This is a genomic window from Acinetobacter sp. YH12069, assembly GCF_013419675.1.
GTDB lineage: Bacteria > Pseudomonadota > Gammaproteobacteria > Pseudomonadales > Moraxellaceae > Acinetobacter > Acinetobacter amyesii.
Genome location: NZ_VOZS01000014.1, coordinates 90,454 through 100,235, shown reverse-complemented (window position 1 = coordinate 100,235; position 9,782 = coordinate 90,454). Strand labels below are relative to the sequence as shown.

The following is a 9,782-nucleotide window of genomic DNA, read 5'->3' as shown; positions in this document are numbered from 1 at the left end:
TGATGAAATACGGTATTCTGATGTGACAAAACCTGAATCCTTTATAGTTGAAGTCTTTGTTAGCACTTACATTTTAACTATTTTGGACTCAGGTTTTTTATTTAAGTCAAACTATGGGACAGCAGTGGCGTTACGCTCCTTTTTAAATTTATGCTTTAGGCTTATCTTCAGCCGCTTTTACGCGAATACCCGCACCTTTGACTTTCAAAGTATTCAGGCCTTTAATCGCTTTTACAGCTTCACGACCATTTGGCATTTCGACAAAACCAAACCCTTTCGATTTACCTGTGCTTGCATCCATAACAACAACAGCAGACTCTACTGCGCCAAATGGTTTAAACAGCTCAACCAATTCAGCTTCAGTAACTGAACGCTCTAAGTTACGTACTAAAATTTTCATTCAATCTTCCAAATAGACAGCATCATCAAAAAGCATTTGTCTATTTTGCTTTTTAACTTGCGTGTAAATCACGTCAAAAATCTATTTTAATCGAGATCGATACCAAAATCTAAATTAATCGATTTTCTTTCGATTAACGCACTTTTTACGGTTTGCTGACGGGTTTTATAGTGTGTTTCCAAACTACATAAATTTCGAGTTAAATCATTCATAAAGTAACTTTCTACTTTACGCCCTTGCTCATCGACAGTTTCACGCGCCCAGTGGTTCAAGTTTTGCTTAGTCAAAATCAGTTCATTTTGCGCACGTGTCAGCGCTACATATAACACGCGACGCTCTTCTTCCACTTCATCGAAATTGCCTTGGGCACGTGCATGCGGGTATTGCCCTGGCGTGACATTCGCCACATAACAGACTTTTTGCTCCGTTCCTTTTGCCGAATGAATGGTAATTAAAGTCACGACATCACTGTCAGATTGGCGTTCAATTTCAGAAATGGACACTGGATCAAGGACATATTCTTCTAAGAATTCACTCAACTGCGTATGTTTGGATGCCAGTTGTTTCACCAAATCAAAATCACCCTGACGGCGGTTCCAATCTTTTTTATAGTTTTCTTCTAGCTGCTCAGAAATCGCTTGAACAGCCAAGCTTACACATTCTTTGACCTGATCTTTCAACACCGACATTTGCTTCATCATCAGAATCGCTTGGTCAGGTACTTTGCCAAAATTTTCCAACTTGGTTGCAATGGCTTGCATTTCTGGCTCAAGTAAAATCTGCTGCGATAACTTACTCGCACCGACATCACCCACACCATTCCACAAGGTTAAAAAGCGCATCCACGCGATATCATCTAAAGGATTGGCCACTACACGCAGCACACTGAGCAAGTCTTTGACATGGGCTGTTTCAAGTAATTTCATTCCGCCAATAAAGCGATACGGCACGTTTGCGGCAATACAGGCTGCTTCAATATGACGAGCAGCAAAGCTTGAACGCACAAGCACCATATGATCCGACCATTTGCTGCCTTCGAGGTAATGACGCTCTTTGATGTCGATGGCAATCCATTTGGCTTCATCAAACTCATTCGGGAAAATATGCATTTTTGGCTTAATCCCTTCACCACGATAGGCATCTAAGCGTTTGTCATATTTAATTTCGCTTTCATCCAACAACCAATTCGACAAGTCTAAAATTTCTTGGGTTGAACGATAATTTTTTTCGAGTTTGAAAATCTGTGCGTCTGGTACACGCTCTTTGAAATGATGAATGTTTTCAAAGTCCGCACCACGGAAGCCGTAAATGGACTGCGCATCATCGCCGACACAGAACAAGCTGACACGTTCTTTTAATGGCTCAAGTAACGCCCATTGCAGCGGATTGGTATCCTGCATTTCATCAACCAACATGTGGCGACAAATTGAAGCGACATAATCGACCAGTCCATCTGATTCCGCCAAGGCTTTCGCCACAATCGCCAAGATATCGTCATAATCTAAAAAACTACGCGCACGTTTACGAGCTTCGTATTCTTTCATGATATCCGCGATTTGATCTTTCAACGCAAAATACTCAGGCATTTGCTTTTCCATGGCAATGCTGAGTTTTTGACGCGTATTCCGCGCAAAGGAATACAGATCACAGAGTTCTTTCGGCTTGGGCAAGTGATTGGGGTTTTTCTTATCATCACGGCCACGAATCAGGCGGAACATCATGAGCTGATCATCACGATCAATAATCGAAAACTGTTCTAGACCAAAAGCTTTTGGAATGCGGCGCAATAGGTACATACAAAAGGTATGAAAGGTTGATGCGCGTAGCCCTTTGGCTTGCTCACCCAGAGCCAGCTCCACACGAGCGACAATTTCACTGGCCGCACGGCGAGTAAAAGTCAAAATTTGAATTTGATTGGCAGGCACGCCTTGATCAATTAAATAAGCTGCACGCGCTACGATGGTTTTGGTTTTACCACAACCTGCTCCCGCCAAAACCAAGCTATGCTGTGCTTCTGTTGTTGCGGCTTGTTTTTGTTGAGGATTTAATTCATCAATCAGGTTGGCTAAACTCATGTGTACTCATCATTTTATGGATAGGTATAGTTTAGCAGATTGAAAAAAAATACATGTTAATGTAGGATCAAAATTACAACTAGAAAAAGATAAGTTTATGAAAAATTTTAAGCTAATTAGCCATTTCCTTCAGCCAGTTTTATTACTTTTAATATTTACAAATCATCCATCTTACGCAAAAAAAATTGACTCAAACTGAATTTGATCACTTGATAAGTAAAAATAATCAGAAAGGAATTCAACTCCATGATGATCTAGCTGTAGCTCTAATTTCTGGCAATCATAAGCTTATATCCGATAATTTATGTGCAACTTATAAAATGAGTAAAGCACAATATGAAATTTCTTCAGAGAATTCTGAATTATTAAAAGCGAAACGGGCAAAAGAAAATGCAATAGAAAATATAAAAAACATTGAAAATATAATTCCAAAAAATCAAAAACCAATGGAAAAATATTGCAAAGATTTTCAACAAAATTAATCATATTTTCTAACTATGATTATCTTAAAACTCACTAGATGCATGTATAAATTTTACCTTGATTTTTATTTCAAACATCTCATCACATTTCTACAGCAATGTTCCAAATTTAGTTCCGCATATTTTAATGCATCTTCCAACTTACAATCTGGTGGGTTAATCCCAACAATCTGTGTGAAACCTAAATCATAGAGTTCTGCTATCCCCTCACCTACTAGACCAGTAAAGGCGATCACAGGTTTATTAAACTTTTTTGCAACTTGCGCCACACCAAATGGCGTTTTACCGAACTTAGTTTGATGATCAATTTTCCCTTCACCTGTCAGCACATAGTCTGCCTGTGCTATTTTTTCATTCAACTGACATTGTTCAATGACCAATTCCACACCTGATTGCATCGATGCACCTGCAAAAGCCATCAACCCAAAACCTAATCCACCTGCAGCACCTGCACCTGCTACATCACGTAAAGCACAACCCAGAGTCGCTTCAACGACATCGGCATAATGACTGAGGTTCTGATCTAACTGACGCACCATCTCCTGCGTTGCGCCTTTTTGCGGGCCAAAGATATGGGTTGCACCATTTTCACCACATAGTGGATTAATGACGTCGCTGGCAATGATAATTTCTGTATGCGCTAAACGTGAGTCGAGCTGCGTCAAATCAAGACTGTTAATTTGATCGAGACAACCACCACAAACTGCTATTTCCAAGCCATTTTCATCTAAAAATTGTGCCCCCAAGGCCTGCGCCATACCTGCACCGCCATCATTGGTCACACTCCCGCCCAAGCCAATGATAATTTTACTTACTCCGAAGTCTAGAGCAGCCTTGATCATTTCGCCCGTACCATAAGTTGACGTCAGTAAAGGATTTCGCTGAGCAATATCGACAAGATGAATACCATTGGCTTTTGCCATTTCAATCACTGCGGTTTTCCCACCGTCGATCAAACCGAAATACGTCGTCACACGTTGATTGGGCAAAGGACCTGTAAGCGCTATCGTCAATTTTTGGCCGTCGCAAGCACTGAGTAACGCATCTACAGTTCCCTCACCACCATCTGCCATTGGCACAGCGATGACATTGGCGTCAGGTATGAGCTTTAAAATTGCACGCTGCATCGCGTCACAGGCTTGTTGAGCACTCATACTTTCTTTAAATGAATCGGGCGCAAGAACAAAAGTGGTCATCTAAATGCTCAAAATAAAACTTGTCCTCAACCATAACGGTTTTAAAATAGCAGGTATATCTAAAAACATCAGAAAGGTTCGAAATGTCACGAATCAACCTAGGTCAGTCTGCACCTGAGCTATATAAAAAAGTCGCAGAACTTGATGCACTGGCAATGCAAAAAATAAATGAGACTGGTCTTAATGAAGGTTTAGCCCATTTACTCAAACTACGTGCATCCCAAATCAACGAATGTGCGTTCTGTATTCGCATGCATGCACAAGATGCACTTAAAACTGGTGAAAGCATTGAACGTATTAGCCTACTCAATGCATGGCGTGAAACTGCGTACTACGATGAAAAAGAACGTGCAGCTTTGAGCTTGATCGAAGCGATTACATTGATTGCCGAAGGCCAAGTTCCCGATGCCGTCTATGAAGATGCCCTACCATTTTTAACTGATGATCAAATCAGTGCGATTGAATGGCTCGCGATTGTCATTAACACATGGAACCGAATTGCAATTAGTAGCCGCTATAGCGTGAAACCTTAACGGGTTGTACACATTAAAAGTGAATAAAAAAAGAGTGCCTCAGCACTCTTTTTTTATTTATCGGAGACGCAAGCAACTTACTGCTCTGCCGAGCTTTTCGGCACTTCACGTCGAATATAAGATGCCAAAGTAAGGTAGTTGACCCCTTGGAATAAAATATCAACCGCCAAGAATAATCCTAATACCCAAAATGGCGCATCAGGCGAAATCAAAATGATCACCCCCGTAATCAAGGTCAATAGCCCTGAAAATAGCGTCCATCCCCAACCTTGAAATGCTCGAAATAGCACAGCATTAAAGATACGAATGACCCCTGCAATAATCAAGATAATCGCCAATAAATTGGTCAGGACAATGGCCGTTTTGACAGGCGTTGTAAATGCATAATAACCTGCGACCAAATACAGCACACCAAATAGTGCCCAGAACCAGCGGTAACCGCCTTCAAAAATTTTAAATGCTGCAATGAAATGGATTACGCCACCTAACATCATCAGCACACCAAAAATATAAATCACCGTAAGTGTCGCAAATGGCAAAGCTGCCAAAAGGACCAATCCGAAGACCACCAATAAAGCACCTAAACCGAGATACCACTTACGGTTTTCATGGAGCTGACTGCGAATTAAATCGTTGCCTACTGTTCTCATGTTTTTTCTCAAGTTATTCGTTATTCAATGGATTATGCAACTTTATGATGAAGAAAAATGAAAGAAAAGTCCAAATCTTATCCACACTGCTGACTTAGACTGTGGATAAGATAGGTTTTATCCACATTATTTTTTCCATCCCACTTCAATCGCTGTGACGTCATTCACCACAGTATCAGCTAAATCTTCAGGCATTTTACTTTGCGTCTGTGAGGTAGGAATATGCCCTGCCATCAGTTCAGCTTTGCTTTGTGGAAACAAAGGCTGCCGCTCAGGTTCTGCATAACCGACAGGGAAGATAGGCTGACCTGTGGCCAAATCATATTTATCAGTTGCACCAAAAGCGTGTAATAACTCATGGGCTAAAACGATTTTATTCTGCGCTGTCTGTTTATTCGATGCAAATAAATTCACCGATCCAATTCGACCATTTTCCAAGGCTGTGGAATGTTTAAGTTCTTTGGTTTGGGTCGGATCGTAATAATTTAAAAATAGCGTGACACTCGAAACACCATCTACATTTTCATGCTGCTGCCAAGCATAGTAGCGGAATTTCAAACTCCATAAGATAATGTCCAACATGCCAGCATCATTGGGTACTTTGGGAGGTAAAACTTTCAGCTCGCGACCTAACTTAAAATACACATAAGTCGGTTGCCCTCGGTATTTCTGTGCTGTCGCTTGTAAATATTGTTGAACATCATTTAAATCATTGACAGAGAGCTGCTGTATATAAGCTTGTGTGCTCTCTCGACCATCTGCATTAATTGGATGTAACAATACAAAGATCGGTTTACTCCAGTCTTGATTTTTGTCTTTATAGGCATTGACTGCGACAACCAATAAAATCAGCAATAAGCACAGTACCCGAATTTTTTTCCACATTTTAAATCGTACTCTGCTTTTTTATCTTTCTTAAATACATTTGACTCATTTCTATTTTTGTTTCAAACAAATTTAGCGTTTTAATTAGTCCAGATAATTTTGCTCGACCGTAGTTTCTAGAATCAAAGTCAGGTTTGACTGCGCTGATATATTGCCCAACCATACTTAAATTGGCCCATCCATTTTCATCCGCATTATCTTTCACAGCTTTATAAATCAAATTTAAAGTGGGTTTATCAATGATTTCAGTGATTGTATTCTCTTTAATCTGCACAGATGGCTTTGGTTCACTTACTTTTGTATTTTCAATGACTTCTTTAATTGGTGAAACAATAAGATCTTCTTCAGTATTTTTTAGCTCATTATCTTGCAGTAAGTTTTCAACATAAATAAATTTATCACATGCTTTTTTAAATGCCTCTGGCGTCGACTTTTTTCCAAAACCGTAAACACTTAGCCCATTTTCACGAATTCTAGATGCTAAAGGGGTAAAATCACTGTCGCTTGAAACAATACAAAAGCCATCCAATGCACCTGCGTACAGCAAATCCATCGCATCAATGATCAAAATCATATCCGTTGCATCTTTGCCCTTTGTGTAAGCAAACTGCTGAACAGGTGTGATGGCATGAGGAAGTAAGACTTCACGCCAATTTTTTAAGGTTTCGCTGCTCCAATCTCCATAAACCCGTTTAACACTTGCGATTCCATATTTTGCAACTTCTTCCAACACATATGGAATAGCATTGATCGATGAGTTATCCGCATCTATGAGTACAGCAAACTTTTTCGTTTGAATTTCCACTATTCCCCCCAATCATTTTTATCATTTAAATTTTGATTAATTCTGACATAAAAAATGCCGACCGAAGTCAGCACTTTATTGGTTTTAAAGCTTAAGCTTCAACCCACTTACCGTCTTGGTACACCAAAGACCATTTGGTTTGTTTGCCTTCAGCATTTTCAGAACCAATATATTGTGCTTGATTCTTACGGCTGAATTTCACCAATGTTGGGTTTCCTTCAGGATCGACATCCGGTGCTTGCAAGATAAACTGATATTTCGCATCCAACTGATCTGCGACAGAACGTAGTTCCGCGACTTTAGGCGCACGAGTTTCACGTACTTTCGGGAACTTACTTGCAGCTAAGAATAAACCTGCTGCGCCATCACGAAGGACAAAGAAGTCATCATGTTTGGTTGAACGTAAGTGTTCCATTTTAATTGGATCTACACGTGGAGGTGCCGGCTGACCGCTCTTCAACACTTTACGTGTATTGTCACAGCTATTACACGCAAAGTATGGACCGAAACGGCCTGTCTTCAATTGCATTTCGCCATCACACTTGTCGCAAGGAATAGTTGGGCCATCATAACCTTTGATTTTGAACTCACCTTCTTCAAGCTCAAAACCAGCGCAGTCTGGGTTATTACCACAGATATGCAACTTACGCCCACCATCAATCACATAGCTATCCATGGCTGTTTCACAGATTGGACAACGTTTTTTCGACATCAAATCTGCTGTTTCTGCCGAGTCATCGTCAGACAGTGCAGCCAATGATTCTACAGGTGTCAGGTTTAAAGTTCCCTTACAACGCTCTTTTGGCGGTAAGTTATAACCTGAACAACCCAAGAACACGCCTGTAGTCCCTGTACGAATCTGCATCGGACGATCACATTCTTTACAGTGCACCGCATCCACTTCTACAGGTAAATTACGGCGCATGCCATTTTCACCCTGAGCTGTGGTTAAACGTGTTTTAAAATCACCGTAGAAGCTATTGAGTAACTCTTTCCAGTTACGATCACCATCAGCGACTTTATCCAGCTGACCTTCAAGATCTGCCGTGAATGCATAGTTCATCAAGTTATTAAAGTTTTCATCGAGACGGTCTGTCACGATTTCACCCATTTTCTCGGCGAACAAACGACGGTTATCGAGCTTCACATAACCACGGTCTTGAATGGTTGAGATAATCGCAGCATACGTCGATGGACGACCAATCCCTTTTTTCTCAAGCTCTTTGACCAATGATGCTTCAGTGAAGCGCGCAGGTGGTTTAGTAAAGTGTTGAGATGGGTCTAATTTTTCAAGTTTCAGTAATTCACCGACTTTTACAGCAGGAAGCAGTACATCATCATCCGATTTGTTTTGGCCACGCACTTTAGTGAAACCATCAAAGACCAATGTACGACCTTTGGCTTTGAGTTCGACGCCATTGGCATTGACTAAAATCGTTGATGATAAATATTCTGCAGGGGTCATTTGACATGCAACGAACTGACGCCAGATCAAGTCATAAAGACGCTGTGCATCACGCTCTACACCCACCAAACTATCGCCTTTTAGCGCGACATTTGATGGACGAATCGCTTCATGGGCTTCTTGCGCACCAGCTTTATTGCCGTAGCGATTTGGTTTAGCCGGTAAATATTTTTGACCAAACTCAGTTTCAATATGACCACGAACCATATTTACAGCGTCATCACTCAAGAATGTTGAGTCTGTACGCATGTAGGTAATAAAGCCGGCTTCATATAACCGCTGTGCCAACATCATGGTTTTCTTCACAGAAAAACCTAAACGTGTACTTGCTGCTTGTTGCAATGTAGACGTGATGTAAGGCGCGCTTGGATTAACCTTGGTTGGTTTGTCTTCACGTGCTGAAACTGTGTAGTCGGCATCTTTAATCAGGTTCAGTAAAGCATCCGTTTCAGCTTTATTGTGCAGTTTTAAAGTCTTGCCATTTTGCTTCACCGCTTCTAAGCGGATATCGTCTTTCTTCGACTTGGTATCTGCAAAAACTTGCCAAAATTCTTCTGGAACGAAGGCACGAATTTCACGTTCACGCTCAACCACAAGTTTAACAGCCACAGATTGCACACGACCTGCCGATAAACCACGGGCGATTTTTTCCCATAAGAGTGGCGAGATCATAAAGCCCACAATACGGTCGAGGAAACGACGGGCTTGCTGAGCATTGACTTTATCTGTATCCAGGCGAGAAGGATGTTTAAACGCTTCTTGGATGGCATTTTTGGTAATTTCGTTGAACACCACACGTTGATAACGTGAGTCGTCACCGCCAATTACTTCTTTTAAATGCCAAGCAATTGCTTCTCCTTCCCTATCCATATCCGTTGCGAGATAGACCTCGTCAACTTGCGATGCAAGCTTTTTCAGTTCCGCAACAACATGTTCTTTACCCGGTAGGACTTCGTACTGTGCCTTCCAGTCATTTTCAGGGTCTACCCCCATACGATTAACCAAAGCTTTTTGTGCTTTTTTGGCTTTTTCAGCTTCAGTTAATTTCGCACGAGTTACTGGCTTTTTCTCTGCTGTTTTCGCAGAGCCACCTGTAGGTAAATCACGGACATGACCCACCGATGATTTTACGATGTAATCAGAGCCCAAATATTTATTGATTGTTTTCGCTTTTGCAGGCGATTCCACAATCACTAACGCACGCTTTTTCCCAGCATCGGCAGATTTTGCTGTGGTACTTTTAGATGTGGACCGAGGAGCGTTCGCCATAGTTAACCATCATTCCTGTTTA

The 9,782-nt window shown here is 41.1% G+C and carries 9 protein-coding genes; 2 read left to right on the top strand and 7 right to left on the bottom strand.

Annotated elements, in window-relative coordinates:
• Positions 1-148 precede the first annotated feature (148 nt).
• Positions 149-400: an RNA-binding protein gene (locus FTU16_RS12115; protein WP_078189697.1), complete on the bottom strand. Its 252-nt coding sequence runs from the start codon at positions 398-400 to the stop codon at positions 149-151.
• An 86-nt stretch (positions 401-486) separates the two neighbouring features.
• Entirely contained in the window at positions 487-2,475 is a 1,989-nt protein-coding gene (locus tag FTU16_RS12110; RefSeq protein WP_180163346.1) for an ATP-dependent helicase, read from the bottom strand.
• A gap of 185 nt (positions 2,476-2,660) precedes the next feature.
• On the opposite strand from FTU16_RS12110, the gene FTU16_RS12105 reads away from it, so the two are divergent.
• Positions 2,661-2,957 carry a hypothetical protein gene (locus tag FTU16_RS12105; protein ID WP_180163345.1) on the top strand — a complete coding sequence of 99 codons (297 nt, stop codon included), beginning with the start codon at positions 2,661-2,663 and terminating at the stop codon, positions 2,955-2,957.
• 65 nt (positions 2,958-3,022) lie between these two features.
• On the opposite strand, the gene FTU16_RS12100 is transcribed toward FTU16_RS12105, so the two are convergent.
• Positions 3,023-4,153: a glycerate kinase gene (locus tag FTU16_RS12100; protein ID WP_180163344.1), complete on the bottom strand. Its 1,131-nt coding sequence runs from the start codon at positions 4,151-4,153 to the stop codon at positions 3,023-3,025.
• An 83-nt stretch (positions 4,154-4,236) separates the two neighbouring features.
• Between FTU16_RS12100 and FTU16_RS12095 the strand changes: the two genes are divergently transcribed.
• The gene (locus FTU16_RS12095) at positions 4,237-4,686 is read left to right on the top strand and encodes a carboxymuconolactone decarboxylase family protein (RefSeq protein ID WP_180163343.1); all 450 of its coding nucleotides are present in this window, start codon (positions 4,237-4,239) and stop codon (positions 4,684-4,686) included.
• A gap of 77 nt (positions 4,687-4,763) precedes the next feature.
• On the opposite strand, the gene FTU16_RS12090 is transcribed toward FTU16_RS12095, so the two are convergent.
• The 4 genes from FTU16_RS12090 to topA form a co-directional block, all read right to left on the bottom strand.
• Complete coding sequence (locus FTU16_RS12090; RefSeq protein ID WP_180128346.1) at positions 4,764-5,336, bottom strand: HdeD family acid-resistance protein; 573 nt, start codon at positions 5,334-5,336, stop codon at positions 4,764-4,766.
• Between the two features lie 126 nt (positions 5,337-5,462).
• Positions 5,463-6,221, bottom strand: coding sequence for a hypothetical protein (locus FTU16_RS12085; protein ID WP_180163342.1), 759 nt, complete (start codon positions 6,219-6,221; stop codon positions 5,463-5,465).
• 1 nt (position 6,222) lies between these two features.
• The gene (locus FTU16_RS12080; RefSeq protein ID WP_180163341.1) at positions 6,223-7,026 is read right to left on the bottom strand and encodes an NYN domain-containing protein; all 804 of its coding nucleotides are present in this window, start codon (positions 7,024-7,026) and stop codon (positions 6,223-6,225) included.
• A gap of 91 nt (positions 7,027-7,117) precedes the next feature.
• Positions 7,118-9,760, bottom strand: a complete 2,643-nt coding sequence (gene topA, locus FTU16_RS12075) for a type I DNA topoisomerase (RefSeq protein WP_180021116.1) — start codon at positions 9,758-9,760, stop codon at positions 7,118-7,120.
• Positions 9,761-9,782: the final 22 nt, after the last annotated feature.

Excerpts from the sequence above, each read along its gene's own strand:
- FTU16_RS12090 (WP_180128346.1), bottom strand. The coding sequence starts at position 5,336 with ATGAGAACAGTAGGCAACGATTTAATTCGCAGTCAGCTCCATGAAAAC.
- FTU16_RS12085 (WP_180163342.1), bottom strand. The coding sequence starts at position 6,221 with ATGTGGAAAAAAATTCGGGTACTGTGCTTATTGCTGATTTTATTGGTT.
- FTU16_RS12110 (WP_180163346.1), bottom strand. The coding sequence starts at position 2,475 with ATGAGTTTAGCCAACCTGATTGATGAATTAAATCCTCAACAAAAACAA.
- FTU16_RS12100 (WP_180163344.1), bottom strand. The coding sequence starts at position 4,153 with ATGACCACTTTTGTTCTTGCGCCCGATTCATTTAAAGAAAGTATGAGT.
- topA (WP_180021116.1), bottom strand. The coding sequence starts at position 9,760 with ATGGCGAACGCTCCTCGGTCCACATCTAAAAGTACCACAGCAAAATCT.
- FTU16_RS12095 (WP_180163343.1), top strand. The coding sequence starts at position 4,237 with ATGTCACGAATCAACCTAGGTCAGTCTGCACCTGAGCTATATAAAAAA.
- FTU16_RS12115 (WP_078189697.1), bottom strand. The coding sequence starts at position 400 with ATGAAAATTTTAGTACGTAACTTAGAGCGTTCAGTTACTGAAGCTGAA.